General features: G+C 73.5%; 23 protein-coding genes. 8 read left to right on the forward strand and 15 right to left on the reverse strand.

Features of this window, described 5'->3' with window-relative positions:
• Positions 1-9 precede the first annotated feature (9 nt).
• Positions 10-741, reverse strand: a complete 732-nt coding sequence (locus tag ABZ404_RS01360; protein WP_358836675.1) for an SDR family oxidoreductase — start codon at positions 739-741, stop codon at positions 10-12.
• 373 nt (positions 742-1,114) lie between these two features.
• Between ABZ404_RS01360 and ABZ404_RS01365 the strand changes: the two genes are divergently transcribed.
• Both ABZ404_RS01365 and ABZ404_RS01370 read left to right on the forward strand, forming a co-directional pair.
• Entirely contained in the window at positions 1,115-1,606 is a 492-nt protein-coding gene (locus ABZ404_RS01365; protein WP_358836674.1) for a DUF2269 family protein, read from the forward strand.
• A 115-nt stretch (positions 1,607-1,721) separates the two neighbouring features.
• Positions 1,722-2,174 (forward strand): nitroreductase family deazaflavin-dependent oxidoreductase, encoded by a 453-nt coding sequence (locus tag ABZ404_RS01370; protein WP_358836673.1) that lies wholly within the window; start codon positions 1,722-1,724, stop codon positions 2,172-2,174.
• A gap of 58 nt (positions 2,175-2,232) precedes the next feature.
• Here the strand turns inward: ABZ404_RS01370 and ABZ404_RS01375 are convergent, their stop codons facing one another.
• Positions 2,233-2,424, reverse strand: a complete 192-nt coding sequence (locus ABZ404_RS01375; RefSeq protein WP_358836672.1) for a ferredoxin — start codon at positions 2,422-2,424, stop codon at positions 2,233-2,235.
• A gap of 12 nt (positions 2,425-2,436) precedes the next feature.
• On the reverse strand, positions 2,437-3,624 hold the full coding sequence (locus ABZ404_RS01380; protein WP_358836671.1) for a cytochrome P450: 1,188 nt from the start codon (positions 3,622-3,624) through the stop codon (positions 2,437-2,439).
• A 195-nt stretch (positions 3,625-3,819) separates the two neighbouring features.
• On the opposite strand from ABZ404_RS01380, the gene ABZ404_RS01385 reads away from it, so the two are divergent.
• On the forward strand, positions 3,820-4,482 hold the full coding sequence (locus ABZ404_RS01385; protein WP_358836670.1) for a transcriptional regulator: 663 nt from the start codon (positions 3,820-3,822) through the stop codon (positions 4,480-4,482).
• A 207-nt stretch (positions 4,483-4,689) separates the two neighbouring features.
• Entirely contained in the window at positions 4,690-5,316 is a 627-nt protein-coding gene (locus ABZ404_RS01390; RefSeq protein ID WP_358836669.1) for a histidine phosphatase family protein, read from the forward strand.
• Here the strand turns inward: ABZ404_RS01390 and ABZ404_RS01395 are convergent.
• Both ABZ404_RS01395 and ABZ404_RS01400 read right to left on the reverse strand, forming a co-directional pair.
• Entirely contained in the window at positions 5,264-6,100 is an 837-nt protein-coding gene (locus tag ABZ404_RS01395) for an alpha-L-glutamate ligase (RefSeq protein ID WP_358989989.1), read from the reverse strand. The genes ABZ404_RS01390 and ABZ404_RS01395 overlap by 53 nt on opposite strands.
• The gene (locus tag ABZ404_RS01400) at positions 6,097-6,972 is read right to left on the reverse strand and encodes a hypothetical protein (RefSeq protein WP_358837114.1); all 876 of its coding nucleotides are present in this window, start codon (positions 6,970-6,972) and stop codon (positions 6,097-6,099) included. The genes ABZ404_RS01395 and ABZ404_RS01400 overlap by 4 nt, the downstream gene beginning before the upstream one ends.
• 608 nt (positions 6,973-7,580) lie before the next feature.
• Here ABZ404_RS01400 and ABZ404_RS01405 point away from each other — a divergent pair.
• Positions 7,581-9,014, forward strand: a complete 1,434-nt coding sequence (locus ABZ404_RS01405) for a SpoIIE family protein phosphatase (RefSeq protein WP_358837113.1) — start codon at positions 7,581-7,583, stop codon at positions 9,012-9,014.
• Between the two features lie 91 nt (positions 9,015-9,105).
• On the opposite strand, the gene ABZ404_RS01410 is transcribed toward ABZ404_RS01405, so the two are convergent.
• A complete protein-coding gene (locus ABZ404_RS01410) occupies positions 9,106-10,599 on the reverse strand; it encodes a hypothetical protein (RefSeq protein ID WP_358837112.1) in 1,494 nt (497 codons plus the stop codon).
• 232 nt (positions 10,600-10,831) lie between these two features.
• On the opposite strand from ABZ404_RS01410, the gene ABZ404_RS01415 reads away from it, so the two are divergent.
• Positions 10,832-11,971, forward strand: coding sequence for an aminoglycoside phosphotransferase family protein (locus ABZ404_RS01415; protein WP_358837111.1), 1,140 nt, complete (start codon positions 10,832-10,834; stop codon positions 11,969-11,971).
• Between the two features lie 123 nt (positions 11,972-12,094).
• On the opposite strand, the gene ABZ404_RS01420 is transcribed toward ABZ404_RS01415, so the two are convergent.
• The 3 genes from ABZ404_RS01420 to ABZ404_RS01430 all read right to left on the reverse strand — a co-directional run bounded on the left by ABZ404_RS01420 (position 12,095) and on the right by ABZ404_RS01430 (position 16,982).
• The gene (locus tag ABZ404_RS01420; protein ID WP_358833953.1) at positions 12,095-13,426 is read right to left on the reverse strand and encodes a peptidoglycan recognition family protein; all 1,332 of its coding nucleotides are present in this window, start codon (positions 13,424-13,426) and stop codon (positions 12,095-12,097) included.
• Positions 13,427-13,575: 149 nt separating this feature from the next.
• Complete coding sequence (locus ABZ404_RS01425; RefSeq protein ID WP_101392197.1) at positions 13,576-14,076, reverse strand: hypothetical protein; 501 nt, start codon at positions 14,074-14,076, stop codon at positions 13,576-13,578.
• A gap of 56 nt (positions 14,077-14,132) precedes the next feature.
• Positions 14,133-16,982 carry an AAA family ATPase gene (locus tag ABZ404_RS01430; RefSeq protein ID WP_358833955.1) on the reverse strand — a complete coding sequence of 950 codons (2,850 nt, stop codon included), beginning with the start codon at positions 16,980-16,982 and terminating at the stop codon, positions 14,133-14,135.
• A gap of 335 nt (positions 16,983-17,317) precedes the next feature.
• Between ABZ404_RS01430 and ABZ404_RS01435 the strand changes: the two genes are divergently transcribed.
• Entirely contained in the window at positions 17,318-18,379 is a 1,062-nt protein-coding gene (locus ABZ404_RS01435; RefSeq protein WP_358833952.1) for an isoafricanol synthase, read from the forward strand.
• A 264-nt stretch (positions 18,380-18,643) separates the two neighbouring features.
• Here the strand turns inward: ABZ404_RS01435 and ABZ404_RS01440 are convergent, their stop codons facing one another.
• The 5 genes from ABZ404_RS01440 to ABZ404_RS01460 all read right to left on the reverse strand — a co-directional run bounded on the left by ABZ404_RS01440 (position 18,644) and on the right by ABZ404_RS01460 (position 23,021).
• Entirely contained in the window at positions 18,644-18,883 is a 240-nt protein-coding gene (locus tag ABZ404_RS01440) for a DUF397 domain-containing protein (protein WP_101386816.1), read from the reverse strand.
• Between the two features lie 135 nt (positions 18,884-19,018).
• Positions 19,019-20,185, reverse strand: a complete 1,167-nt coding sequence (locus ABZ404_RS01445; RefSeq protein ID WP_358833951.1) for a thiolase domain-containing protein — start codon at positions 20,183-20,185, stop codon at positions 19,019-19,021.
• Positions 20,182-21,237, reverse strand: a complete 1,056-nt coding sequence (locus tag ABZ404_RS01450) for a thiolase domain-containing protein (protein WP_358833950.1) — start codon at positions 21,235-21,237, stop codon at positions 20,182-20,184. Before ABZ404_RS01450 ends, ABZ404_RS01445 begins: the two co-directional genes overlap by 4 nt.
• Positions 21,237-22,181, reverse strand: coding sequence for an OB-fold domain-containing protein (locus ABZ404_RS01455; protein ID WP_358833949.1), 945 nt, complete (start codon positions 22,179-22,181; stop codon positions 21,237-21,239). Before ABZ404_RS01455 ends, ABZ404_RS01450 begins: the two co-directional genes overlap by 1 nt.
• Before the next feature lie 39 nt (positions 22,182-22,220).
• The gene (locus ABZ404_RS01460; RefSeq protein WP_358833948.1) at positions 22,221-23,021 is read right to left on the reverse strand and encodes a crotonase/enoyl-CoA hydratase family protein; all 801 of its coding nucleotides are present in this window, start codon (positions 23,019-23,021) and stop codon (positions 22,221-22,223) included.
• A gap of 165 nt (positions 23,022-23,186) precedes the next feature.
• Here ABZ404_RS01460 and ABZ404_RS01465 point away from each other — a divergent pair, with 165 nt between their 5' ends.
• The gene (locus ABZ404_RS01465; protein WP_358833947.1) at positions 23,187-24,806 is read left to right on the forward strand and encodes an acyl-CoA synthetase; all 1,620 of its coding nucleotides are present in this window, start codon (positions 23,187-23,189) and stop codon (positions 24,804-24,806) included.
• A gap of 31 nt (positions 24,807-24,837) precedes the next feature.
• Here the strand turns inward: ABZ404_RS01465 and ABZ404_RS01470 are convergent, their stop codons facing one another.
• Positions 24,838-26,361 carry an alpha/beta fold hydrolase gene (locus tag ABZ404_RS01470; protein WP_358833946.1) on the reverse strand — a complete coding sequence of 508 codons (1,524 nt, stop codon included), beginning with the start codon at positions 26,359-26,361 and terminating at the stop codon, positions 24,838-24,840.
• Positions 26,362-26,469: the final 108 nt, after the last annotated feature.

Below are 26,469 nucleotides of genomic sequence, written 5' to 3' on the forward strand. Positions count from 1 at the left end.
GGGGCCCCGCTACATCCCGCCCGCCACCCGTATGACGGTGCCCGTCGCGTACGAGGCGTCCTCGGAGAGGAGCCAGGCGACCGCTCCGGCGATCTCGTCCGGCCGCCCGGCGCGGCCCATCGGGATGGCGCCGGCGAGCTTCGCGGGGCGCTGCGGGTCCTCGTGGAAGCCGGTCCAGATGATGCCCGGCGCCACGCAGTTGACCCGGATCCCGTCGGCCGCGACCTCCTTGGCGAGGCCGACCGTCATGGCGTCGACCGCCGCCTTGGTGGCGGCATAGTGCACGTACTGACCGGGGCTGCCCAGGGTGGCGGCGGCCGAGGAGATGTTGACCACGGACCCGCCGCCCCGCGCCGCCATGTCGCGCACGGCCCGGCGGGCGCAGAGCAGATAGCCCAGCACATTGACGTCGATGGCCCGGCGCATCCCCTCCGCGTCGGCGTCGGCGAGACGGCCGTTGGGGCCGCTCACGCCCGCGTTGTTGACCAGCCCGGTGACCGGGCCGAGCGCGGCGGCGGCGTCGAAGAGCCGGTCCACCGCGTGCTCGTCCGCCGTGTCGACCGCCACCGCCAAGGCCGCGCGGCCCGCCGCGCGCACCTGTTCGGCCACGGCTTCGGCGGCTTCCGCGTCCGAGCGGTAGCCCACGACCACGTCGTGGCCGTCGGCGGCCAGCCGGGCGCAGACCGCGGCGCCGATCCCCCGGCTGCCGCCGGTGACCACGGTGACGAACCTCTGTTCCACGAAAGGACCTCCGGCGCCGAGCGGACGACCACTCCCGGGGAAGTGATCTTTCCCCCATCGTAGGGCCGGGCGCCGACAGCGCTCCGGGGCCTGTGGACGAACGGCGAACCGGCGGGCGCGATCCGCGGGCCAGGCGGAAATCCGTGGGACACCGGACCGACCGGGACACCGGCTGCGCCCCGGACGGTCCCGGACGGGCGGTCCCGGAGGGGCGGTCCCGGAGGGACGACGGAACCCGCGGGCGCCCCCACGGCCCTGGCGAGAATCCGTTGGAGGCTGGCACTTCCGCCACTTCTCCGGCGCCCGGGCACGTCATAACGTCGGCCGGGGCTTTCGTCCGGAAGCCCGCCCGCCCGTACGAAAGCGCTCCCCCGTGACGAAGTTCCTGCTCACCGTGCACATCCTGGCCGCGATCCTCGCCGTCGGACCGGTCGCCGTGGCCGCCAGCATGTTCCCGCCCACCGCCCGGCGGGCCCTCGCCGCGCCCGGCGACGCGCAGGCGCTGGCGTCGGTGCGGCTGCTGTACCGGATCTGCCGGGTCTACGCCGTCGTGGGCGTCGCGGTGCCCGTCTTCGGCTTCGCCACGGCCAGTGACATGCACATCCTCGGCGACACCTGGCTGATCGTCTCCATCGTCCTGACGACGCTCGCGGCGGGCGCGCTCATCGCGCTCGTCCTGCCCCGCCAGGACGCGATACTCACCGGGCTCGACACCGCCGCCGCCGAGGCGCGGACCGCGCCCGCGAGCACCGCCGAGGAGCGGCGCACCGTCCAACTGGCCATGTACACGGGGGTGTTCAACCTCCTGTGGGCGGCGGTGACCGTCCTCATGGTCCTGCGGCCCGGATCCACCACCGGAGGCTGACGGCCGCGCCGGGGCGCGAGGGACCGTTTCCGGCCGCCCCGGTGCGCCCCGACGGCACGCCCCCGTCCCGTGAGGCAGGCTGGAAGGCGACTCACCCTCGGCGAAGGAGGACCCAGTGGCTCTGAAACCCGGCGACGGCGGCGCGGTGGAGATCAGCCCGACCGGTTGGGTGGCCGAACAGGCCCGGCTGTACGAGGAGTCGGGCGGCACCAGGGGAACGACCCTGCACGGCGCCCCGTGCCTGCTCCTGGACTACGTCGGCCGGCGCACCGGCACCGTACGTCGCACCGTGCTGATCTACGGGCGCGACGGCGACGACTATCTGATCGTGGCCTCCAAGGGCGGGTCCGACGAGCACCCGCTCTGGTACCTCAACCTCCGGGAGGAGCCGGACGTCAGCGTCCGGATCGGCACCGAGCGGTTCCCCGCCCGCGCCGAGACCCTCTCCCCCGAGGACAAGGCACGGGTGTGGCCGCATCTGGTGGAGGTGTTCCCGCCGTACGCGGACTACCAGAAGAGGACCGAGCGGGACATCCCCGTCGTCCGTCTGCGCCACACCGGCCACTGACGACCGCGCGGACCAGGTGGTACGGCGCGGCGCCCCGTGCCGTACCCCGTACGCGGCGTCAGTCCTCCAGCGAGATGGCCTGCACCGGGCAGGCGCGGGCCGCCTCGCGGACCATGGGGTCGCCCCCGCCGTCCGCGCGCCCCGGCAGCAACGCGCTGAACCCGTCGTCGTCCTGGGTGAACACCCCCGGCGCCGTCAGGGCGCACTGCCCCGAGCCGATGCAGACGTCGTCCTTGATGCTGATCCTCATGAGCCCACTCCACTACCAAGTGACGGGGAGTTCCAGCATCCCCTGGAGGGTGTCGCCCGGTTTGAACGGGATCCGGCCGGCGGGCGCCGCCAGCCGCAGCCCCGGCAGCCGCGCGAGGAGGGCGCCCAGGGCGATCTCCATCTCGGCCCGTGCCAGGTTCTGCCCCAGGCACTGGTGGATGCCGAAGCCGAAGCCCACGTGGTGGCGGGCCGGGCGGTGCCAGTCGAGGGTGTCGGCGTCCGGGTAGACCGAGCCGTCCCGGTTGATCATGGAGGTGGCGAGCACGACGCCCTCGCCCGCGCGGATCACGCTCCCGGCCACCTCGATGTCCTCGGTGGCCACCCGCGGGATGCCGTCGGCGATGGAGAGGAACCGCATCAGCTCCTCGACCGCGGCCGGCATCAGCGAGGGGTCCGCCCTCAGCTCCGCCAGCCGCTCGGGGTGTTCGAGCAGCGTGAAGGTCCCCAGCGACAGCATGTTCGCGGTGGTCTCGTGCCCGGCGACGAGCAGCAGCACGGCCATCCTGACCAGTTCGGTGCGGTCCATGCCGCCGGTGCGCATCTGGTCCTCGACCAGCTCGTCGAGCAGCCCGTCACCCGGCTCGCGGACCTTCCGGTCGATCAGCTCGCCCAAGTAGGCGTCCAGCCGGTCGCGGGCGTCCTGGGTGTCGGCCGGGGCCGGACCACGCAGCAGCCGCCGGGACTGCTCCTCGAAGAAGTCGTGGTCGTCGTAGGGGACGCCGAGCAGCGCGCAGATCACCATGGACGGCACCGGCAGCGCGAACGCGGTGACCAGGTCGGCCGGCGGCCCCTTCTCGACCAGGGCGTCCAGGAGCCCGTCCACGGTCGCGCGGATCATCGGCCGCAGGGCGGCGGTGCGTTTGAGGGTGAAACCGGGGACGACCTTGCGGCGCTGGGTGTGGTGCTCGGGGTCGTCCACGCCGAGGAGTTCGGTACGGCGTTCGTTGAGCGCGGCGAACCGCTCGGTGGCGACGGGGAAGTCCGGGCGGAGCCGGTCGGAGGAGAGCCGCGGGTCGGCGAGCAGCGCCCTAGCCTCGGCGTGGCCGGTCACGAACCACGCGGCGCGGCCGTCGAAGAGCCGCACCCGGGAGAGCGGACCGGCCTGGCGCAGCGGCTCGTACGCGGTGGGCGGGTGGTAGGGGCAGGTGCGGTCCTGGGGGAAGGAGACGGTTCCGGTCATGGGTGAACCTCGCAAGCGAAGAGTCCGTCTTGCCGATCTCCACTACATGCCCAAGGCAGCTAAATGGTCTACGCGCAGTTCGGCCGAATCACCCGCCCACCGCGATCCGGCCGGTTTCCGCCCGGTCCGGCCCTCGCGCCCCGTGCTCACGTGAGAGTCTGGGCGGCACGAGCGCACACGGAAGAGGGGTCCCGTATGGCGGACACGGCCCGGGAACTGGTGGAGCGGATCACGGCGGAGCTCGCCCCCGCGAAGGACGCCAACCGGCTGGTGCCCCGGATCGCGGACGGCTCGGCCACGATCCACACGCTGGGCGCGCTGGCTCTGGAACAGCGCCATGTCATCGGCTCCGACCTGCGCGCCTTCACCTTCCTCGCCGAACGCTCGGCGGACGCGGACAACCCGGCGTGCGCGGAGTTCTTCGCCTCGCTCGCCACCGGCGAACGGATCGCCCTGGAACGGCTCGGCGCGTACGAGAGCGCCTGCGGGCTCGACGCGGACAGCGTCGCGCGGTACGAGCCGCTGGCCGGCTGCCAGGCGTATCCGGCTCAGGTGGCCTGGCTGGCGCTGAACGGTGAACCGCCCTCGGTCGCCCTGGCGCTGACCGCCAACTTCGCGGCGTGGGGCGGCTACTGTGCCACCGTGGCCGAGGCGCTGCGCGTCCGCTACGGCTTCTCCGACGAGGCGTGCGGTTTCTTCGACTTCTTCGCCGAGCCGGCGCCCGACCTGGAACGCCGGGCCCTGGCCGCGGTCGCCTCGGGGGTGCGCTCCGGGGCCGAGGCGGTGTCGGCGCGCCGCTACGGCCGTCTGCTCCAGACGTACGAGGCGATGTTCTGGAACACGCTGGCCGACCGGTGAGCGCGCGGAGCGCCGTCCGCGCCCGCTGAAGCGGTCCCGCGCGCGTCCGGCCCTCACCGGCTCCGGGCCCCGCCCTGCTCACCCCCTGAGCGTGACCCGCGCCACCGGTCCCACCTGCCGGAATGCCCTCCGGTACCGTTTGGTTGTGCCGTACACGGTCCGGCGGGAGGAGCCCGGCGGGCCCGTCGCGGAGAACGGGAACGATCCATGGGCGAGTTGATCCTCATCCGGCACGGCGAGACGGCGTGGACCCTGACGGGGCAGCACACCAGCCACACCGACCTGCCGCTCACCGAGCACGGCGAGGCCCAGGCCCGCGCGGTGGCGCCGCTGCTCGCCGGGCACCGGATCGGGCTCACCCTGGTCAGCCCGGCGGCCCGGGCCCGGCGCACCGCCGAACTCGCCGGCCTCACCGCCGCGCGGGTGCGGCCGGACCTGCGCGAGTGGGAGTACGGCGGGTACGAGGGCGTCACCACGCCCGAGATCCAGCGCGAGCGCCCGGACTGGAACCTGTGGACGGACGGGGTCGCCCCCGGGCCCGCCGCGCACCCGGGCGAGAGCGCCGAGCAGGTCGGCGAACGGGCCGACCGGGTGCTCGCGGAGGCCATGGCCGCCCTGGGGGACGCGGACAGCGGGAGCGATGTCGCCCTCGTCGCCCACTCGCACTTCCTGCGCGTCCTGACGGCCCGCTACCTCGGGCTGCCCGCCACCTCCGGGGCGCTGTTCCTGCTCGGCACCGGAGCCGTGTCGCGGCTGGGGACCGAGCACGGACGGCCGGTGCTCACGGCGTGGAACACGACTCCCCCGCGGCACGTGCCCGAGGCCTCGGGATGAGCCGTCCGCTCCCCGCCGCCAGGGCCAGCTCCGCGAGCGCCTCGGGGGCGCCGAGCTGACCCCGGATCCCGGGAAAGGCGTTGACGTCCACGATGAGCGGACCGCCGTCCGCGTCGACGATGTCGACCCCGTACACGTCCAGGTCGTACACCTCCCCCACCCGCAGCGCCAGCGCGGCCCAGCCCGGCGGCAGCGCGTCCAGCGGCAGCGGGCGGGTGGGGCCGCGGCCCCCGGGCGCGAGCTCGGAGCGGCGCAGCGCGGCGAAGACCCGGTCGCCGACCACCCACAGCTTGTGGTCCCAGCCGCTGTTGGCGGCGAACTCCTGCACCACCACCGGCTCCGCGCCCCACTCCTCGGCCAGCGCCCGCAGGCCCGCGCTGTCGTCGGCGCGGGCCACCAGGTCGTGGCGGCGGCTGTGCCGGCTCTTCACCACCAGCGGATAGCCGAGGTCCAAGTCGTCCGGCAGCGGGGCGAGCGCGGCGAAGGTGCGGGACGCGGCGAACGGCAGCCCGGCCCGGACGGCGCGGTCCGCCATCGCCGCGCGGTCCTGGACGAGGGCCGTCGCGGACGCGGAGTTCAGCATGGCGGCCCCGCGCGCCTCCAGCTCCCTGGCGAGCGCGAGGGCCCGGGGCGTACGGGACTTGAGCAGGTAGACGTCCGCGACGCGGTCCGGGGGCGCCGAGGCCGGGTCGACCGCCTCGACCACGTGCTCGCGGGCGAGCAGGGCGGTGGTGGCGGCGAGCAGCGGATGGCCGGGCTCGGGGGTGAGCAGACCGATCCTCATACGGCCGCCCCGGGCTGCTCGGGGATGACGGCGGCCGGGAAGACGTCCGGGGCGTCGGCGCGGCCGGTGCGGGCAAGTTCCAGCACGGCCCGCGCCACCCGCGCCGCCGCCTGGGGGACCTGGCGGAAGCTGGGGAAGTCGTTCACGTCGACCACCACCGGCCCGTCGGGGCCGAGGAGCACGTCCACGCCGTACAGGTCCAGGCCGTAGACCGCGCCGACCCGGGCGACGGTCGCGGCCACCTCGGCGGGGAGCGCCACCCGCCGCTCGCGGACCGCGTGGTCGGGGTGGAGCGGGGAGCGGCGCTCGGTGGCGTACAGCTCGCCGCCCACGCAGTACACCTTCAGGTCCACGCCCGCGTTGGGCACGTACGGCTGGGCCACCAGCATGCCCTGGCCCGCCAGTTCCTCCGTCATCGCGGCGAGCCGGTCCGGTGAGGGGACCAGGCACACTCCGCGCCCGGCGCTGCCGTCGGCGGGCTTGACCACCAGCGGGAACTCGGACTCGGGTATCTCCGCGAGGAGTCCGGGGACGGCCGCCGCGTACGTCGTCGGCATCGGCAGGCCCCGGCTGCGGCCGATCGCCGCCGCGAGCGCCTTGTCCCGCACGCCCCGGATCGACCGGGCGTCGTTGACGGTGGTCAGGCCCACCGCGGCGGCGGCCTCCAGGAGCGTGAGCCCCGGGCCGCCGGACACCGTCTTGAGCACCCAGGCGTCATGGCTGCCCGCGCTGACCGCCTCGGACATCCGCAGCAGGGAGCCGCCGGGACGCAGGACGTCCACCCGATGGCCCCAGGCGACGAGTTGGCGGATCACCTCCACCGGCATGCCGTCGTGGCGGTAGTGCTCCTCCACCAGAAAGCAGAGCCTCATCGACCTTCCCCTGTAACCCCCCGGACGTCCGCCGATCCCATCTGTCCGGCGAGCTGTGACGACACAGGATGTCATGAACGGGCAGGAACCTCGCTCCCCGCCCCGGAACGGGTTCCGGCGCAGGTCAGCGCGGTCCCCGGAGAAGGCGGCGCGCGCGCCCGCCGCTCACGCTCCCGTCACGGGCCGCGACGGGCGCCCGACCCCCCTCGTGGGCGCACTGGCTGACCGGCGGTCGCGCGCCGCCCGGCCGTGCGCCCCGGCCCGATCACCCTCGTCCCGGCGGAACTCGGCGTGTGGGGGCGGGTCACGGCCGTGCCGCCGGGCGCGGTCGCGCCGCGGTGCGCCGTCCTCGGAGGGGGCGCGGGAGCGCCCTGGGCGCCCTTTCCCCTCCGCATCGGTGCTGTACTGGTGGTTTGAGGCGCGCGCATCCGTGGTTCACCGGTTCGGCGGCGCGTGCGCTGATCGCCCACGGAAGGCCGCAGGCATATGCCAGAAGCACCACCGTATCGAGTGTTGCCAAATCCCTTACGGGGCCTCGCTCCCTGTGCAACAGTCGTTACCGGTCCATCCTTCCGACTTGCAGTGCCGCGCCTGTATCGGAGTACGTCATGCCGTCCCATCTGTTCGCGGACCGTCCCAGCCCGCAACCGCCGGAGCGGGAAACGGTCGACGCGCTGATCTCACAGACCCGCCGGCTCCGCGGCGGAGTGGACGCCGTACGGCGGGACGCGGTCGTGGACGACGACGCGCACGGCCGCTGGCAGCGCGCCCTGTGCGATCTGGCGGTCCACCACCTCGACGACCTCGGCACGCACTTGGACCAGCTGAAGGAGGGCCTGCCCGAGCCCGCGCCGGAGGAGGCCGTCGAGGAGGAGCCGGTGCCCGGCTCCGAACCCGACCCGCTGCCGGGCTCCCTGCTCAGCCGGGTGGGCAGCGCCGAGTGGAACCTGCTCACGGACGCGGTGGACTGGTCCGACGAGCTCTTCCAGATCTTCGGACGGGACCCCGGGAGCGGGGCGATGTCGCTCGACGAACTGCCGTCGATGGTCTTCGCCGAGGACCAGGCGCTGCTGACGGCCATGGTGACGGACTGCCTGGTCGACGGGAAGCCGATCGACGGCGAGTTCCGGATCGTGCGCACCGACGGACGGGTGCGCACCCTGCACATGATGGGCGAGCCGGTCCTCGACGCCGACGGCTGCACCGCGTCGATGTGGGCCGTGCTGCGCGACGTCAGCGAGCTGCGGCGCAGCCAGCGCGCCGTCCGGGAGTCGCGCGACTCGCTGGCCCGCGAGCGGCACATCGCCAGGACCGAGCACCGTCTCGCGGTCGAGCTCCAGGAAGCCGTCCTGCCGCCCTGGCGCGGCTCGCTGCGGCTGCCCCAGGGCAACCCGGCGGCGCTCGACGTCGCGGCGCACTATCTGCCGTCCGCCACCAGCGCGCTCATCGGCGGCGACTGGTACGACGCGCTGGAACTGCCCGACGGCAGGTCTTTACTGACCGTCGGAGACCTCACCGGCCACGGCGTGACCGCCACCGGCGCCATGGCGATGCTCCTCGGCGCGCTGCGCGGCATGGCGGTCGCGGGCATCCGCCCCGGCGACCTCATGGGCCACCTCAACCAGCTCCTCGACCACTCCGTCCAGCCGGCCCTGGGCAGCGCCGTCTGCTGCCAGTACGACCCGGCCACCCGCGTCCTCTCCTGGGCACAGGCAGGACACCCCGCCCCGCTGCTGTTCCGCGGCGGGACGGGGTGCGCGCTGACGTCCCCGGACGGGGTGCTCCTCGGAGCGACGTCAGGAGCCGGGTACGGACAGGCCGAGGTGCAGCTGAGGCCCGGCGATCTGCTGGTCCTGCACACCGACGGGCTGACCCGGCGGGGCACCTCGGACGAGCCGGGGTGCCGCAGGCTGCTGGAGCTCGCCCCCCGCCTCGACACGATCCGCACCGCGCAGGACGGGGTACGCATGGTGGTCGAGGAGTTCGGCGAGACGGACCGCGAGGACGACGCCTGCGTACTGGTGGCACGCATCGGGTCGTAACCGCCCCGGCGGCAGAGGTCGGTCGAGGGCGATACGGATCGAGTGGACGGTCGGTGGGACGAGGGCGGGTCCGGAGGTCCGGGCCCGCCCTTTACAGGTCCATGCTCCCGCTCCGGCGCGTCGGCGCCTTCGGCAGGGCCAGCTGGATCTCCTCGCGCAGGTCCTGGATCTTCTGGAATCCGGAGTACTGCCCGGTGAGCCGGTACATCTCGCGCAGCCGGTCCCAGGTGCGGTGGGAGGAGGTCTCCCCCATCGACACCAGGGCCAGCCGGGCGTAGCGGTCCGCCTGTTCGGGGTCGTCGGCGATGAAGCACGCCGAGGCGAGGGAGATGTAGTCGAAGATCTTCGAGCGCTGGCGCCCGTTGACCCGGAGTTCGAGCGCCTGTTTCGCATGGCGGGCGGCGATGTTCGCGGCACTCGGGTCGTGCTCGGCGAGCGTACGGAACGCCAGGGCCTGCATGCCGTGCATGTCCGCCTCGTCGAACATCTGCATCCAGCTGGGCGGGGGGACGTCGCCCCGGTCCGAGACGAAGAGCTCCTCGGCCTCGCCGAGGGTGCGCCGCATCGCCTGGCCCTGCCCCATCGACGCCTGCGCCCAGGCCTCGATGGTGTGCAGCATGGCCCGGGTGCGCGGCAGGGTCTCGTCGCCGGAACCGGATTTGGCGAGCTTCATGAGGTCGAGCGCGTCGTCGGGACGGCCCAGATGGACCATCTGACGGGCCGCGCGGGAGAGGGCTTCGCCGGCGCGCGGACGGTCGCCGCCCTCGCGGGCCGCGTGCGCGGCGATGACGAAGTACTTCTGGGCGGTGGGTTCGAGGCCGATGTCGTGGGACATCCAGCCGGCCAGGACGGCCAGGTTGGCGGCGACGCCCCACAGGCGCCGCTGGAGATGGTCGGGGTGACGGTAGGCGAGCATGCCGCCCACCTCGTTGAGCTGACCCACCACGGCCTTGCGCTGAAGTCCACCGCCCCGGGACGCGTCCCAGGCGCGGAAGACCTCCACCGAGCGCTCCAGCGCGCCGATCTCCTGCGACCCGATCGGGGCGGCCTCGTAGCGGTCGTACCCGGCGGGGTCGGCGTGCAGGGGATCGTCGAAACGGGGGGCGTCGGCCGCGAGTACGGGGTCGGTGTGCAGCCAGTCGTGCATGGCGCTGCTGAGTGTGGAGCCTGCGGCGAGCGCGGCTCCCGCACCCACCAGACCGCGTCGGTTGAGCATGAGGTCCATTCCCGTGAATTCGGTGAGGACCGCCGCCGTCCGTTCAGGCGCCCACGGAAGGCCGTCGGGGTTGTTCCTGGGTCCGACGTCCCGCCGCTTCCCGGTGCGCCCTTGCCGGTCGAAACCGAGGTCCTCGATGGTCACGACACGGCCGAGCCGCTCGGTGAACAGCGCCGCCAGCACCCTCGGCACCGGATCGCGCGGGGATTCCCCCATGTCGATCCACCGCCGCACCCGGGAGGTGTCGGTGGCCAGCTGGGGGTGGCCCATCGCCGCCGCCTGCCGGTTCACCAGCCTCGCGAGTTCGCCCTTGGACCAGCCGGCGAGGCCGAAGAGGTCGTTCAGGCGAGTGTTGGGTTGTCCGTTCACTTCAAGCCCCCAGGTTCTCGGCTGAGTTGACAGTAACCCCCTGTCAGATGCGGTGGGACTATTCGCCAGGGTTCGCCAGGGTGCGCCAGATGGTGTGCCACCCGCGGTCGGGTGTCAGGTAAGAAGGCGCCACCCCGCCCCGGCAGGCGGACCCCATTCCCCAGGGTGGGATCGGGCCACCGGGCCGGGCTGGCCAGCAACTCGTCGGCGCACGAAGGGATCTGTCTCGCCCATGTACACAGCATCGTCCTCCGTGTCAGCCCCGCCCCGGCCGCACCGCCACCTGGTGACGGGCGGCGGACCCTACCTCGACCCCACGCACGCCGCTCCGGCGGCGCTCGGCGCCGGCCGGACCGCGCGCCGCCCCGGGGCGGGCGTCCAAGCGCTCAGCGGGAGGATCGACTTGTCGGGCCCGCAGGGCGCGCAGCTGCGGATGGCCATCGCGTCCGTGCACCGCATCTGCCCGGAGTTCAACCCGGTGCAGGTCCTGCGGCGCAGCGGCCGGTCCGTGCTGCTGGTCGGCACCACCGGCCGGGCCACGGCGGTCGCCAAGTGTCTCCTGGACCACTCGCCCGCCTGGGCCGAGCGGTTCCGGCACGAAATAGCTGCTTACCGCGCGTTCGTCCGGCACCGCCCACCCGTGCGAGTGCCCCGACTGATCGCCGCGGACCCGGACAACTGCACCCTGGTCATCGAGCGGATGCCCGGCCGGGCGGCGGCCCTGGCCCGGCACCCGGTCGAGGCGCCGCCCCGGGCCGACATCCGGGCCGCCCTCGGGGCGATCCGCCGGGTCAACGACTGGCGGCCGCCGGCCGAGATGTTCACCCGGCCGCTGGAGTACGCGCCACGGATCGCCCGCTACCACGAGCTCGGGCTCTTCACCGACCGGGATCTGAGCGACCTCCAGAAGCTGCTGCACGGCCTGGCCCACGCCGGCCGCCCGGTCACCTGGCAGTTCGCGCACGGTGAGGCGCTGCTGACGAACATCCTGCTGTCGCCCGCGGGCCCGGTGCTCGTCGACTGGGAGCACGCCGGCTGGTATCTGCCGGGGTACGACCTGGCGACGCTGTGGGCGGTGCTCGGGGACGCTCCGGCGGCCCGGCGCCAGATCAGCCAGGCGGCGCAGGCCGCGGGCCCGGCCGCGCGGGACGCCTTCCTGGTGAACCTGATGCTCGTACTGACCCGGGAGATCCGGACGTACGAGACGGCCGTACAGCGCGCCATGCGCGATGCGACGCCCTCGGGCACCGCCTCGCCGCAGCAGCCGGGTGTGCCCTCGGCCGGAGAGCAGCAGCGGTTGCTGCTGCGCAGGCTGCACGACGACTGCGCGATGGCGCGTCGGGCCGTGCGTGCGGCGGTCGGGACCCGCTGACCGCCGCGTGAGGGACCCCTCCGGCGGCCTGCTCCGCCGGAGGGGTCCGGGAAAGGGGCGCGCCGCGCTCCCGGTGCCGACACACCGGGCGCGCGGCGCGTCGCCGTGTGCGAACGCCCTCCCTCAGCGCACCCGCACGACGTCCACGTCGGCGGCCCGCACCACGGCGACGCGGTGGCCGATCTGGACGGTGACGTACTTCGCCGTGCCGGGGAAGTACGTGTGGTCGTACGGGAGCGAGGAGTCGATCGTCGGCGCGTAGAAGTAGCCGCTGGGCGCCTCGCCGCCGCCGGGGTAGGACTGGCCCGCCTTGATGGTGTACGGGAGCGGGGCGCCCACGCGCGGGGCGGTGAAGCCGGCCGGGTAGTCGGCCCTGTCGGGGTAGGCAACGCCATACACCGGCACCTGTGCCACTCCGGGTTTGGGCCGGACGACCTGGCCGGCCGTCGGGGTGGTGGTGCGGGTGTGCCCGGGCGTCCGGAGCCAGGCCTTCTGGCCGTACCACCAGATCGCCGTCCAGCCGGGTCTGCGCTCGGCCACCACGGCCCGCTGGGTGGCGCTGATCTTGCTGCCCCAGTCGTTGACGCAGTTGGTGCCGGGCCGGCCGGGCGGATGCAGGCCGGGGTCCGGGAACAGGGGCGCGGTCGTGGACGGCTCGGTGTACAGGGGGACGGCGCTGCTGCCCTGGAGAGGCAGGTCGGTGTTCTTCTCGCAGTCGCGGAAGACCTGCTGGTTGGCGGTGAACGCGGGGCTGATGGTGACCAGTTGGCTGCCGGGGCGGGCGGTGGGATGGGTGGGGGCGCCGAGCACGGCCATGAAGCGGTTCCAGTCCCAGTACGGGCCCGGATCCCAGTGCATGTTCTTGGTGCCCGCGGCCGTGGTGGGCGGCACGTTCTCGTGGCCGATGATGTGCTGACGGTCGAGGGGGATGTCGTACTTGGCGGCGAGGTAGCGCACCAGCGCGGCCGTGGAGCGGTACATCTGCGGGGTGTACCAGGTGGCGCCCTCGACGGCGACGCCCTCCTGCTCGATGCCGATGGAGTGCGTGTTGACGTACCAGTTCCCGGCCTGCCAGGCGACGTCCTTGGTCTTCACCATCTGAGCCACATGGCCGTCCGAGGAGCGCACCACGTAGTGGGCGGAGACGGCCCGCCGGGGATCCTGGAAGATCCGGATCGTACCGGCGTAGTCCTCTTCGGTGTCGTGCAGGACGATGTACTTGACCGGGTTGGTGGACGGCCGGTCGGCGATGTCGTAGTTCCCGTACGCCTGTTTGTTGGCCGGGTCGCCGTTCTGCTGGTAGGCCGCCGGAACCCAGTCGCAGGACAGGACGCGCGGGCACTCGGTGGCGGGCTGCTTGGCTCCGGCGGGTGACGCGGGGGCGAGGAGGGCGAGGCCGAAGGCCCCGGTGGCGGTCAGTGCGAGCGCGAGCCTGGTCCTGTGAGGGGATGTCATGGCGGCCCTTCCTGCGGGGAGTTCACCTGGGGTGCGGTGCGCGCACACTGTGTGACCCCGGGTGAGGGCGCGTCAAGAGAGCTGCGGGAAGGGTGTGCCGTGTCAGTGGAGGAGACCAGTGGCAGGCCGCTGACCTGCCACTGGCGCCCTCAGCCCTGCTGGAAGAGCTCGGCCGGGAGCGGCTTGAGGAGTGCGTACAGGTCGTCGGTGATCGGCCGGTCCCAGCTGGCGATGGTGACGAGCACGTTGTCGCTGCGGTCGAACTGGACGCAGGAGACACGGCTCTCGGAGAGCTTGAGGCGCCGCACGATGAGCAGGTTGTCGCCCTGCATCACCGGGATGTCCTCGGAGTCGACGACCTCGACGGGCTCGTCGTTCTCCAGCGCCAGCAGGAGCTGGGCGACCTCGAAGGGCACCTGGCCCTCGTCGAGCTCCCGGGCCGGGGAGCCCTCGGGCAGGTTGCCGATGACCATCGCGGGGCCCCGGCCGCCGAACAGGTCGTAGCGCAGGAAGACGCCCTGGCAGCTTCCGTCGGGCGCGGGCAGCAGCCCGGCCCCGAGGTTTCCGGGCCAGTCGCCCGGGTCCATGGCCAGGACATCGAAGTCCGGGCCCGCGGGAGTGGCGGAGCTGCGGCGGCGGAGGAACGACATGCCGCCATGGTACGTGGCCGGGGCACCGCGACGGGCCCCGGCCCACGTGCGGCCGGTCAGTGCGGCGGAGTCCCGGGGCCCGGGTCCGTCCCGGTGTGCCGCAGGAGCTCCGGCAGTCCCGCCCGGTCGGTACCGAGCTTGCGGAAGACGCCCGAGAGCAGCAGTTCCACGCCCCGCTCCCGCAGGCCCAGCTCCTCGGCGATGCGGGTGTTGTCCCAGCCCCGCGCCGCCCGGTCGGCGGCCGTCTTCTCCTGGGCGGTCAGCGAGTCCGTGCCCACCGCACGCAGCCGCAGCGGGCGCAGCCCCGAGGCGGCCAGTTCGTCGCGGGCCCGGGCCGCCAGCGCGTCGGCGCCGCAGCTCGTCGCGTTCTCCATGCCCCGGACGAGCAGCTCCGAGGCGTCCTGGGGCAGGCCTGCGCGGCTGAGCGCGGTGCCGTGGTCGACCAGCGCGCGGGCCAGCTCGTACGCGGACGGCGAGCGCTCCAGGTACTGCACGGCTTCCGCGAGGAGCTTGAGGCTCTTCGCGCCGGTGGCGACCTTGGCGGCCGAGTGCAGGGCCCGGCCGATGGCGCCGGCCGTACCGAAGCGGCGGGCCAGCTCCACGCCCTCGTCGGCGATCTTCTGGGCCTCCGCCGGGTCCGCCTGGGCCAGGGCCTCGGCGAGCAGCGGGCGCCAGGGGCACCACGCCGGGTTCCGCATGCCCCTGCGGTCCAGGCGCCGGCCGACCGCGCGCAGCCGCTGCTCGGCGTCGCTGCGCAGACCCCGGGCGAGCAGCAGCTCGCTGTAGACGGTCTCGGAGTCGGGGTAGACCACGGCATTGGGGACGACCTGGCCGTAGTTGTAGCGGTCGGAGAGCTCCTGCGCCTCGTCCACCCGGCCCCTGGCCAGCAGGATCTCCATGAGGATGCCGAGGGCGAACCACTGGGCGGGGATGCGCTGGCCGACCCGGTCGGCGATCCGCAGGCCGCCGTGGACCAGGTCCTCGGCCTCGGCGAGCCGGCCGCGGCAGAACCGGATGTAGCCGAGCAGGGTGAGCCCGAAGGAGAGGTGGGCGCCGCGCCAGCCCCGGTTCTCGCACTCCGCGATGCCCCGGCTGAACAGTTCGTCCGCGCGGCCCGGCTGGTCGCAGTACATGAAGGTCAGCGCGACCATCACGGGGACCTCGAAGCCCCACTCCTCGTCGGTCCAGGAGAGCCCGTCGCCGAGCGCCTCCTCGGCGTAGGCCAGCGCGGTGGCGGCGGGCTCGCCGCGGACCATGGCGTCCCAGGCGCGCAGCCCCAGGATGTAGCGCTCGGCCATGCCCCGGGTGGTGAGGTGGTCGGCGAGGCGGGCGAGCCTGCGCGAGCGGGCGGCGGAGTCCTCCTCGTCGGCGCGGAAGGCGTTCCACTTGAAACCCTCGGCCTGCATGCGCAGCCGGGTGCGCGGGTTGCTGGAGTTCCTGGCCTCGACGGCGACCAGCTCGGCCGCCTCGCCCATCCGGTCGGTGTGGGCGAGCGCCTGGGCGAGGCGGCAGGTGATGGCCTCGCGCAGGGCGGGGTCGAGCTCCGGCTCCTCCAAAGCGGCCTGGAGGTGGTTGACGGTGGTGGCCGGTTCGTTCAGGAGGGCGGAGCAGCCGAGCTCGAACAGCACCTCGGCCCGGTCCTCCAGGGAGGGCGGTTCGCGCAGGGCGCGGGCCAGACAGCGCCGGGCGGCCTCGGGTGCGCCGGCCCGCATGCACTCGCGCGCCGCGGCCCTGAGCTGCTGCACCGCCCAGCGGTCGTCCTCCGGATGCATCTCCAGGAGGTGGCGGGCGGCCACCGTGGGTCCGAGGCCCGCCTCGGTGACGCGGACCGCGGCCTGGCCGTGCATCGCCACCCGCATCGCGGGCGGGATGGCGCGGTAGACGGCGGTGCCGACCAGCGGGTGGAAGAAGTCGAGCCGGTCGGTGTCGCCGGTGCGCTCGGCCAGGATGCGGGCCTCGCGCAGCCGCTGGATCGCGTCCACCGACTCCTCGGCGCCGAGGCCGCCCACGCTGCTCGCCATCTGCGGGTCGACGGAGGTGCCCAGGATGGCGACGGCCCAGGCCAGTCTGACCGGCGAGGGGCCGAGCCGCTCCAGGCGCTCGACGAGTCCGCTGCCGCGGGCGGAGGAGGCGAGTTCGCGCAGCTCGGCGGCGTTGGCGTAGTGCGGTTTGATGTTCCGCTCGTGGATCTTGGCGATGAGCTCGACGGCCTCGAAGGGGTTGCCTCCGGTGAGCGCCCAGCACTCGCGGGAGAAGAGGTCGTCGGCGCCGTTCTGCAGGACGTCGTGGACGAGCCTGCCCACGCCGTGCGGGGAGAGCGGGGCCAGGGTCACCGGCCGGGAGCCGTGCCGTTCGGCGAGCCTGCGGAACTCCACGGCCTGCGCGGGCAGTTCCTCGGGCCGGTACGCCGTCACGATCAGGATCGGCAGTTCGGCGGCGCGCAGGGCGAACGAGCTCAGCCAGCTCAGGGACTCGTCGTCCGCCCAGTGCGCGTCGTCGACGATGAGCACGACGGGCGTGTGCTGGACGGCGAACCGGGTGACCAGCCAGTCGAGGCCGTCGCGCACGCCCTGCGGGTCGGGCGAGCCGCCGCCCGGGACGGCGACCAGGCCGACCGCGGGCGCCACGATGTCGTACCAGGTCCCGAGTATCCGGCGGTGTTCACTCTCGCCGGTCGCGGCCAGTACGGGCTGCACCAGCTGGCGCACCACGTGGAAGGCCACGCCCTGCTCCTGTTCGCCGCCGCGGGCCGTCAGCAGGGTGCAGCCGCGTGCGACGGCCTCCCTGCGGATCTCGGCGATCAGACTCGTCTTGCCGAGTCCGGCCCCTCCCGCGATCGCGAGCAGCCCGCCGCTCGGCGCGGTCGTATCCCCTTCGGCTCCGGTGCCGCACAGGTCGTCCAGCATGCTTTCGAGAAGCAGGAGTTCGTTCTCCCGCTCGAACAGTCGCCTGCGCGCACCACTGGTCCGCCGGCCTTTCGAGTCCGCCACAACCGTCCCCTTTTGCCAGTAGGGCCGAGCCTACGCTTTCGGACACGCACCGTGACACCGATGTGACTGTCTTGCAAATCCGGCTTGACTAACTGGCTTGGATCTGCTGGGGCGTTGGCCCGCTTTCGGGGGCGCGAAGCACCGGCCCACACGCCGCTTGTGCGGTTCCGGCCACGGGCGCACTATGAGTTTTCCGGACAGCAGCTCCGCCCAAGGCTGCTCACTCCCTTCGGCGTTCAGGAGGCGGAGCGATGGCGTCCCCATCAGGCTCACAGCTGTCGGACGACCGCACGGGGCTGGTGGACATCCCGTTCCCCGCCCGCTGCCATCCGCGCCACGGGCTGGCGCGTCAGCACACGCTGGACTGGCTTCACCGGTTCGGGATGCTCTCGGGCCAGAAGGCCACGGACGAGTACGACGCGATGGGGCTCGAACGCCTGATGGCGTACTTCTATCCGGACGCCGACGACGCCGATCTCGCGCTGGCGACCGACCTCAACGCCTGGTTCTTCGTCTTCGACGACCAGTTCGACGGGCCGATCGGCCGGCAGCCCGACGCGGTGGCCCGGCAGATCGACATCATGCTGCGCACGATGAGCGAGCGGGGTCCCGCCCCGGGCGATCCCACCAGCCATCTCGCGGGCACGCTGGCGGAGTTGTGGAAGCGGCTGAGCGACGGCACCCCGTTGCTGTGGCAGAACCGCTTCCGCGAGCACTGGCGGGACTATCTGACGGCCTATCACTGGGAGGCCGTCAACCGCACCCGTACCGGGCTGCCGTCGCTGCCGGGGTTTCTGCGCGGGCGCCGGGACTCCATAGGCGTGCAGCCCTGTCTGGATCTCGTCGAGCGGTGCGGCCGCTACACGCTCCCCGACGAGCTGCACCGGGGCAGCCCGCTGGCCGAGATGCGCTGGATCACCGCCGATGTGGTGATCTTCGTCAACGACATCGTCTCCGCGGACAAGGAGCTGGCCGCCGGGGACGTCAACAACAGCGTGATCATCCTGCACCGGGGGTCCGGCCTCTCGGTGGACCGGGCCGCGCGCGAGGTCGCCCGGATGGCCAACTCCCGGGTGGAGCGCTTCCAGACGCTCGCGGCCGAGCTCTCGGACACCCTCGCGGGCACCGGCGTCTCGGACCAGCTGCGCGCCCAGGTCGACGACTATGTGGCGGGGATGCGGGCGCTGATGAGCGGCAACCTGGCGTGGTCGCGCACGACGGCCCGGTACAACAGAGCGGGCGTCGAGGCGGCGGGCCGGGGGCAGCGGCCCTGGGCGCACCTCTTCGAGGAGGCGGACGCGCTGGACGCCTGAGAGCCGTGCGGCCGTCGGTGCCCCCGGTGGCGGGCGTCCCGGGCGCGGGTGCCGCAGGACGGCCCGCGCCCACTGCTGGTTACGGGTGCTCCTTGAGGAAATGCCGCACACCGGGGCGGGGGCAGGCACGCGGCCCAGGGCGACCACGGGGGCGGCGGGACGGCTTCGCGGGTCCCTCGGCGGGCGCCGCTCCCGCCCGGCGCGTGGACCGGGCGGGAGCGCGGCGGGCCGCGACCGGGCCGGTGGCCCCGTCCGGCCGGTGCCTCAGGTGAGGTCGAACTCGCCGTCGCGCGCGTTGAGTACGAAGGCGCGCCACTCGGCCGGGCTGAAGATCAGCGAGGGGCTGCCGGGGCGGCCCCCGTTGCGCATCGCGATGAACCCCTCCACGAACGCGATCTGGACGTCTCCCGTCCCCTGGCTGCTCGACCTCCAGTCGGCCTTGCTGAGATCGAGATCCGGCTTGTCCCAGCCCACTAGGGTCTGCTGGGTGGTGCTCTCGGCCACGTCCTGCTCCTCCCGGTTCCCTGTCGTCCGGGCCAGACTAGCGAGCGCGTCCGGTCCCGGACAGGCCACGGAAGGAGTACCGCGCCCCGCCCGCGACGACGGGCCCGGGACGCCCCGGTGCACGGCAGGCCGCCCCTACCTGTCGGGCGGTTCGGAGCCGACCAGCCACATCGCGAAGAACTGCGAGCCGCCGCCGTAGGCGTGCCCGAGCGCCCGGCGCGCCCCCTCCACCTGGTGCTCACCGGCCCGGCCCCGCACCTGGAGGGCCGCCTCGGCGAAGCGGATCATGCCGGAGGCGCCGATGGGGTTGGTGGAGAGCACGCCGCCCGAGGGGTTGACCGGCAGGTCCCCGTCGAGTTCGGTGACGCCCGACTCGGTGAGCTTCCAGCCCTCCCCCTCGGCCGCGAAGCCCAAATTCTCCAGCCACATCGGCTCGTACCAGGAGAACGGCACGTACATCTCCACGGCGTCGATCTCGCGGCGCGGGTCGGAGATCCTGGCCTGCCGGTAGACGTCGGCGGCGCAGTCCTTGCCCGCGCGCGGGGAGACGAAGTCCTTGCCCGCGAAGAGCGTCGGCTCGCTGCGCATCGCCCCGCCGTGCACCCAGGCGGCCGGATGGGGTGAACGGGCCGCGCCCGCGCGGTCGGTGAGGACCATCGCGCACGCCCCGTCCGAGGAGGGGCAGGTCTCGGAGTAGCGGATGGGGTCCCAGAGCATCGGGGACGCCTGCACCTTCTCCAGGGTGATGTCCCGCTCGTGCAGATGCGCGTACGGGTTCAGGAGCGCGTTGCGCCGGTCCTTGTACGCGACGAGCGAGCCCACGGTGTCGGGGGCGCCGGAGCGCCGCATGTACGCGCGGACGTGCGGCGCGAAGAAACCGCCGGCCCCGGCGAGCAGCGGCTGCTGGAAGGGGACGGGCAGGGACAGGCCCCACATGGCGTTGGACTCGGACTGCTTCTCGAAGGCGAGGGTCAGGACGGTGCCGTGGACGCGCGCGGCCACCAGGTTCGCGGCGACCAGCGCGGTGGAGCCGCCGACCGAGCCGGCGGTGTGCACGCGCAGCAGGGGCTTGCCGACCGCGCCGAGCGCGTCGGCGAGGTACAGCTCCGGCATCATCACGCCCTCGAAGAAGTCCGGGGCCTTGCCGATGACGACCGCGTCGATGTCGGCCCACCCCATCTGCGCGTCGTCGAGGGCGCGCTGGGCCGCCTCGCGGACCAGGCCCGCGATCGAGACGTCGTGGCGGGCGGCGACGTGCTTGGTCTGGCCGATCCCGACAACGGCCACGGGTTCCCTGCTCACGACGGCTCCCCCTCCAGTACGGCGACGAGGTTCTGCTGGAGGCACGGCCCCGAGGTGGCGTGGGCCAGCGCCCGGTGGGACTCGCCCCGGTGGATCCCGGCGGCGGCCTCCCCGATCCGGATCAGTCCGGCGGCCATCACGGGGTTGGCGGCCAGCGCGCCCCCGGACGGGTTGACCCGTACGCCGTGGTCCAGCCGCAGCGCCTTGCGCAGGACGACCTCCTGCGAGCTGAAGGGCGCGTGCAGCTCTGCGGTGTCCACGGGCCGTTCGAAGGCTCCGGCGCGCTCGGCCGCGAGCCGGGCGGAGGGCGAGTCGGTGAGGTCGCGCACGCCCAGGGCGTGGGCCTCGACGCGGTGGTCCATGCCCCGGATCCAGGCGGGCCGTGCGCACAGCCGGCGTGCGAGGTCGCCCGCCGCGAGGATCACGGCGGCGGCCCCGTCCCCGACCGGCGGGCAGTCGCCGGTGCGCAGGGGCCGTACGAGGTAGTCGCCCTGCGGGCGTGCACCGCGCACCTGGGCGTGGGGGTTGGCGGTGGCGGATTCCCGGCTGCGGGTGGCGATCACGGCGAGGGCGCGCTCGTCGGTGTCGCCCGCGTCGATGAGGGCCTGGGCCTGGAGCGCGGCCAGCGCGACGGAGTCGGGCCACAGGGGCGCCAGGTAGTACGGGTCGAGCTGGCGGGTCAGGACGTCGCGGAGCTCGCCGGGCGAGGACTTGCCGTAGGAGTAGACGAGCGCGGTGTCGGCCTCGCCGGTGAGGATCTTCACCCAGGCCTCGTAGAGCGCCCAGGCGCCGTCCATCTCCACGTGCGACTCGGCGATGGGCGGCCAGGCGCCGACGCCGTCCAGGGCCATGGTGAAGGAGAACGCGCGCCCCGCGAGGTAGTCGCAGGAGCCGGAACAGGTGAAGCCGATGTCGCCGGTGCGCAGTCCGGTACTCGCCAGCACCTGATGCAGCACCGGCATCAGCATCTCGACCTCGGAGAGCTCGTCGGTGCGGCGCCGGTGGTCGCTCTGCGCGAAGGCGACGACGGCCACATCCCGTGCGGGGCCCATCAGATCAGCTCCTTGTAGGAGTCGTAGTCGGCGTCGGGTTCGCCGGTGGGGCGGTAGTGGTCGGGGTGGCGGCCGCCCTCGCTCCACACCGGTTCGACCCGCAGCCCCATCCGCACCTGGTCGTAGGGGATGCCGCCGATCCGGCCGTGCAGGGCGAGGTCGGCGCCGTCCAGGGCGATGTGCGCGTAGACGTAGGGCACCTCGATGTCGAGGTTCCGGGCCTTGATGTTGACGATGCAGTACGTGGTGACGGTGCCGGCCGGGCCCACCTCCACGCGCTCCTCGGTGGCGACCCCGCAGGTGGGGCAGGCTCCGCGCGGCGGCACGTACACCTTGCGGCAGGAGGGGCAGCGCTCGCCGACGGTCCTGCGCTCGGCCAGTGCCTCGATGTACGCGGTCTGGGCGCGGCCCGGGCTGTAGGTGTAGTCGAGCCGGGCCGGGGCGACGATCCCGGTGACCGGGTCCGCGAACCGCCCGTCGTGCGGGCGCGGCTCCCCCGTCGCCTCGCCGTCGTACGGTTCGAAGCACGCGATGTCCGTGATGGCGCCCGCGCGCTCCCCGGCCCACCGCACGCGGACCCGCATCCCGGTCCGCACGGCCTCGGGGCCCGGCGCGTCCAGGGCGTGCAGGAGGGCGGTGTCGGCGCCGTCGAGCCGAACCAGGACCCAGGCGAAGGGGTGGGACAGGGGCTGGCCCCGGCGCGGGGCGGGGTTCCAGGCCCAGGTGGTGACGGTGCCGGTGGGGGCGACTTCGACGAGGTCGCGCAGTTCCTCGGCGGTGACCGGGTCGTATTCGACGGGTGGCACGAGCGTCCTGCCGTCGGAGGTCGTCACCCCGAGGACGGTCCGCTCGCGCAGCCCGGTGAGGAAGGCGCTCTGTACGGGGCCCAGGGAGCGAGTGAACGGGAACTCGACCACCAGGGGGGCGCTGAGGACTTCGGGCATCGTCGGTCTCCTTCTCGGGCGCGCGGCACGGGTGCGCGCTCAGGCGCGCCGGTAGACGGGCGGACGCTTCTCGGCGAAGGCGCGGGCGCCCTCCTTGGCGTCGGCGGTGTCGAAGACCGGCCAGCCGCGCTTCAGTTCGGCGGCGAGGCCGTCGCTCTCGGTCATCTCGGCGCTCTCGTACACCGAGGCCTTGACGGCTTCGACGGCGAGCGGGCCGCAGGCGTTGATCTGCTCCGCGATCTCCAGGGCCCGGGCGAGGGCCGTGCCGTCCGGGACGACATGGCCGATCAGGCCGATGGCGGCGGCTTCGCGCGCGGCGTACGGGCGGCCGGTGAGCAGCATCTCCAGGGCGTGGGTGCGCGGGATCTGGCGCTGGAGGCGGACGGTCGAGCCGCCGATCGGAAACAGGCCGCGCCGGACCTCGAAGAGCCCGAAGGTGGCGCTCTCGCCCGCCACGCGGATGTCGGTGCCCTGGAGGATCTCGGTGCCGCCCGCCACACAGGGGCCCTCGACGGCCGCGATCACGGGTTTGCGGGGGCGGTGGTGGCGCAGCATCGCCTTCCAGTGCAGATCCGGGTCGGCCTTGAGGCGGTCGCGGTGCTCCTCGCCCTCCATCCCCTTGCCCGCGAGGGCCTTGAGGTCCATGCCCGCGCAGAACGCGCCGCCGGCGCCGGTGAGGACGACCGAGCGGATCGCGTCGTCGGCGTCGGCTTCCAGCCAGCCGTCGTGGAGGCCGACCAGCATCGACAGCGAGAGCGCGTTCCTGGCCTCGGGCCGGTTGAGCGTGAGTACGAGTGTGGCGCCCTCGCGCCGCACGGTGAGGTGTTCGGTGCCACCCATGGACCTGCCTCCCGTCGTCGGACTGGAACAGGTTGCAGGAGCCGGGGGCGCAGTTCAATAGTTTTCTGACAGGCAGTCAGATTCTTTCGCCGGGGCCCCTTCCCACTTGTGGCGGGCTCTGCTCTGATGACGGCCACACGGATGGCGCCGGCGTCAGGAGGAGCGGTGGAGTACAACCTTGCCGACCTGTTCGAGTCGGTCGTCGACGTGGTCCCCGACCGCGAGGCGCTGGTCCACCTCGACCACCCCGGCACGGGCGCCGAGCGCCGGCTGACCTACCGTCACCTGGACGCCGCCGCCAACCGGATCGCCCACCACCTCATCGACAGCGGCCTCCGGCCGGGCGAACACCTGGGCCTGCATCTGTACAACGGCGTCGAGTACCTCCAGACCGTACTCGGCTGCCTCAAGGCGCGAATCGTCCCGGTCAACGTCAACTACCGCTATGTCGAAGAGGAGTTGTCCTACCTCTACCGGGACGCGGATCTGGCGGCGCTGGTCTTCGACGCGGAGTTCACCGGGCGCGTGGCGGGCGCGCTGCCGCACGCCGGGAGGCTGCGCCATCTCGTACGGGTGGGGGAGCCGCCCGAGGGCGCGCCCGCGCTGGACGCGGTGCCGTTCACCGAGGCGGAGGCGGCCGGGTCAGAGGAGCGGGGGTTCGCGCCCCGCTCCCCCGACGACCTCTTCATCATCTACACCGGCGGCACCACCGGCATGCCCAAGGGCGTGATGTGGCGCCAGGAGGACCTGTTCTTCTCCGGGCTCGGCGGCGGCGCGCCGACGGGCGAGCCGGTCTCCCGCCCCGAGGAACTGGCCGAACGGGTCGCCGCGGGCGGTGAGGGCATCACCTTCTTCCCCACTCCCCCGCTGATGCACGGCACCTCCACCCTCACCGCGTTCATCGGCTTCCACTTCGGCCAGCGGGTGGTGATCCACCGCAAGTTCGTGGCCGAGGAGGTCCTGCGGACGATCGAGAAGGAGAGGGTCACCAGTGTGTCGCTGGTGGGGGACGCGATGCTGCGCCCGCTCATCGACGCGCTGAACGGCCCGCTGAAGGGCATCGACTGCTCGTCCCTGTTCAGCGTCTCGTCCTCCGGCGCGATCATGTCGGAGACGGTCCGCGCCCAGTTCAGCGCGCTGGTGCCGAACGCGATGCTGCTCAACAACTTCGGCTCCTCCGAATCCGGCTTCAACGGCACCGCCACCGACGACTCCGGCCCCGACAGGGGCTTCAGGCTGCGCGTCAACTCCCGTACGGCGGTGGTCGACCCGGCCACCCACGAGCCGGTGAAGCCCGCAGAGCCCGGCCGGCTCGCCCAGCGCGGCCATGTGCCGCTCGGCTACTACAACGACCCGGCGAAGACCGCCGAGACGTTCTTCCAGCGGGACGGGGAGCGCTGGGTGCTCCTCGGCGACATGGCCACGGTCGACGAGGACGGCATCGTCACGGTCCTCGGACGCGGCTCGCAGTGCATCAACACCGGCGGCGAGAAGGTGTATCCGGAGGAGGTCGAGCAGGCGCTCAAGTCCCATCCGGACGTGTACGACGCACTGGTGGCGGGCGTTCCGGACGCCACCTGGGGCAACCATGTCGCGGCGGTGGTGCAGGTGCGCGAAGGCGCCGAGGCGCCGACGCTCGACGCCATCCAGCGCCACTGCCGGACCCGGCTGGCCGGGTACAAGGTGCCGCGCCGGCTGGTCATCGCCCCGAGCATCCAGCGCTCGCCCAGCGGCAAGGCGGACTACCGGTGGGCGCGGGCGGTGGCGGCGGAGTCGGCGGGCTGACGCTCCGGGGCCGCCCGCCAGGAGCCGGCCGTCAGATGCCGAACTCCCGCAGTGCCGCCAGGAATGCGGCGGGCTGCCCGGCGTGGACCGAGTGGCCCGCCTCCAGAGTGACGAGCCGGGCACCGGGGATGAGGGCGGCCAGCTCGGCGATCGCCTTCTGGTCGATGTGGCTGTCCGGGCCGCCCGCGACGATCAGCGTCGGTGTGGCCAAGGACGCGCAACCCGCGCGCCAGGCCGGATCCGGCTCGTTGAGCTGGGCGTCCACGTCGGTGACGACCGGCCAGTCGAAGGAGAGCTCCCCGTCGGGCCGGTCCATGACCCCGCGCGGCGGATCGAGGGGGGTCAGTGGCGGGCACTCCTCCAGGACGAGCCGCCCGACCAGCTCGGGCGCCCCGATCGCGAGCAGGAGGGCCGCCGCGCCGCCCATGGAGTGGGCCACCACATCGGCGCCTGCCAGGCCGAGCGCGTCGACGAAGCCGCGCAGGTCGTCGCGGAACCCCTCGAACGAGTAGCGGCCGGGCCAGTCACTGAGGCCGTGGCCGCTCAGGTCGAGCGCGTACACCCGGCGCGTGGCGGCCAGGGCCTCGGCGATCCCGCTCCAGTCGGCGCCGGTGCCGCCCCGTCCGTGGACGAGGAGGACCGGCGGCGCGGACTCCTCGCCCAGGACCCGGTAGGCGAGACGGACGCCGGATGCCGTGCGCACGCTGCGCACCTCCGGCTCCAGGAAGGCCGCGAGCGTCCGTACGAAGTCGCCGGGCGCGTCCAGCCACGGGAAGTGCCCGGCGCCCGGCAGCACGGTGACCTCGCCCCGGGGAAAGAGGGCGGCGAACTCGGCGGCCCGCTCGGGGGTGGGGGTGGCGTCGTACGCCCCCGCGAGGACCAGCACGGGCGCGTCCACGGCGGCGAGCGCGGCGGTGGTGGCGGACGGGTCGAAGACCCCGTCCTGGTAGTAAAGGCCGGCCGCCGCGTGGTTGGTCCGGGTGTCCTCGGCCGCCGCGTGGGCGCGCGCGGCCTCGTCCCACCGCCCGTACATGAACGGCTGGACGGCGGTCCACACCTCGCGTGCGTCGCGCCCGCCCCGGATCTCCTCCAGTGCGGCGCGGCCCTCCTCGTACCAGCTCTCGCCCGCGCGCAGCGCCGCAGCGGCCTGCCAGTCGTCGGCCGTGATCTCCAGACCGACGGCCCGGACGCCGGGGGTGACCAGCACGAGTGAGCCGACGCGCCGCGGGTGGGCCGCCGCGTAGAGGGTGGCGAGGTTGCCGGAGGCCGAGTGGGCGAGGAGGTCGACGCGCTCCAGGCCGAGGTGCTCGCGCAGCGCCTCGACGTCGTCGGTCATCCGGTCGCAGCGGTACGAGGAGGGGTCGCGCGGCGCTGCCGAGTCGCCCGTTCCGCGCAGGTCGAGCAGCACCAGCCGCCGGTGGGCGGACAGGCCGCCCAGGTCCCCCAGACAGGCGGAGGCCCGTAGGGCGCCGCCGGGCAGACAGATCAGCGGCTGACCCGTCCCCACCAGGTGGTAGGCGAGCTCGGTTCCGTCGTACGCGGTGAACTTCGGCATGCGGGCGATCCTCACAGCCGGCGGCGAGCGGGCCAAGGCGGTTTCGCCCACAGCGCGAAAGGCGCGGTACGGGCGCGTTGTCCACAGGCCTTGACGGTGCGGTCCGGT

Source organism: Streptomyces sp. NPDC005878 (genome assembly GCF_040629815.1).
Lineage (GTDB): Bacteria > Actinomycetota > Actinomycetes > Streptomycetales > Streptomycetaceae > Streptomyces.

What these genes read in the sequence shown, in the direction of transcription:
- ABZ404_RS01375 (WP_358836672.1), bottom strand. Translation starts at nt 2,424, where the DNA reads ATGAGGATCAGCATCAAGGACGACGTCTGCATCGGCTCGGGGCAGTGC.
- ABZ404_RS01380 (WP_358836671.1), bottom strand. Translation starts at nt 3,624, where the DNA reads ATGACCGGAACCGTCTCCTTCCCCCAGGACCGCACCTGCCCCTACCAC.
- ABZ404_RS01385 (WP_358836670.1), top strand. Translation starts at nt 3,820, where the DNA reads ATGGCGGACACGGCCCGGGAACTGGTGGAGCGGATCACGGCGGAGCTC.
- ABZ404_RS01390 (WP_358836669.1), top strand. Translation starts at nt 4,690, where the DNA reads ATGGGCGAGTTGATCCTCATCCGGCACGGCGAGACGGCGTGGACCCTG.
- ABZ404_RS01395 (WP_358989989.1), bottom strand. Translation starts at nt 6,100, where the DNA reads ATGAGGATCGGTCTGCTCACCCCCGAGCCCGGCCATCCGCTGCTCGCC.
- ABZ404_RS01400 (WP_358837114.1), bottom strand. Translation starts at nt 6,972, where the DNA reads ATGAGGCTCTGCTTTCTGGTGGAGGAGCACTACCGCCACGACGGCATG.
- ABZ404_RS01405 (WP_358837113.1), top strand. Translation starts at nt 7,581, where the DNA reads ATGCCGTCCCATCTGTTCGCGGACCGTCCCAGCCCGCAACCGCCGGAG.
- ABZ404_RS01415 (WP_358837111.1), top strand. Translation starts at nt 10,832, where the DNA reads ATGTACACAGCATCGTCCTCCGTGTCAGCCCCGCCCCGGCCGCACCGC.
- ABZ404_RS01420 (WP_358833953.1), bottom strand. Translation starts at nt 13,426, where the DNA reads ATGACATCCCCTCACAGGACCAGGCTCGCGCTCGCACTGACCGCCACC.
- ABZ404_RS01425 (WP_101392197.1), bottom strand. Translation starts at nt 14,076, where the DNA reads ATGTCGTTCCTCCGCCGCCGCAGCTCCGCCACTCCCGCGGGCCCGGAC.
- ABZ404_RS01430 (WP_358833955.1), bottom strand. Translation starts at nt 16,982, where the DNA reads ATGCTGGACGACCTGTGCGGCACCGGAGCCGAAGGGGATACGACCGCG.
- ABZ404_RS01435 (WP_358833952.1), top strand. Translation starts at nt 17,318, where the DNA reads ATGGCGTCCCCATCAGGCTCACAGCTGTCGGACGACCGCACGGGGCTG.
- ABZ404_RS01450 (WP_358833950.1), bottom strand. Translation starts at nt 21,237, where the DNA reads ATGGGCCCCGCACGGGATGTGGCCGTCGTCGCCTTCGCGCAGAGCGAC.
- ABZ404_RS01455 (WP_358833949.1), bottom strand. Translation starts at nt 22,181, where the DNA reads ATGCCCGAAGTCCTCAGCGCCCCCCTGGTGGTCGAGTTCCCGTTCACT.
- ABZ404_RS01460 (WP_358833948.1), bottom strand. Translation starts at nt 23,021, where the DNA reads ATGGGTGGCACCGAACACCTCACCGTGCGGCGCGAGGGCGCCACACTC.
- ABZ404_RS01470 (WP_358833946.1), bottom strand. Translation starts at nt 26,361, where the DNA reads ATGCCGAAGTTCACCGCGTACGACGGAACCGAGCTCGCCTACCACCTG.